The organism is Desertibacillus haloalkaliphilus (assembly GCF_019039105.1).
GTDB lineage: Bacteria > Bacillota > Bacilli > Bacillales > KJ1-10-99 > Desertibacillus > Desertibacillus haloalkaliphilus.
Map to the genome: position 1 here is coordinate 1 of NZ_JAHPIV010000675.1, position 255 is coordinate 255.

At 58.8% G+C, this 255-nt stretch carries 3 tRNA genes; all 3 read left to right on the forward strand.

The window, feature by feature from the left end:
• A tRNA-Asn gene (locus KH400_RS23845) sits at positions 1-75 on the forward strand.
• Position 76: 1 nt separating this feature from the next.
• Positions 77-167 (forward strand) — tRNA-Ser (locus KH400_RS23850).
• A 12-nt stretch (positions 168-179) separates the two neighbouring features.
• Positions 180-254, forward strand: a tRNA-Glu gene (locus tag KH400_RS23855).
• Position 255: the final 1 nt, after the last annotated feature.

Here is a 255-nt window from a genome sequence, read left to right on the forward strand (position 1 = left end):
TCCACAGTAGCTCAGTGGTAGAGCTATCGGCTGTTAACCGATCGGTCGCAGGTTCGAATCCTGCCTGTGGAGCCATGGAGAAGTACCCAAGTGGCTGAAGGGGCGCCCCTGCTAAGGGTGTAGGTCGCGCGAGCGGCGCGAGGGTTCAAATCCCTCCTTCTCCGCCATCTAGAATGCATGGCCCGTTGGTCAAGTGGTTAAGACACCGCCCTTTCACGGCGGTAACACGGGTTCGAATCCCGTACGGGTCACCAA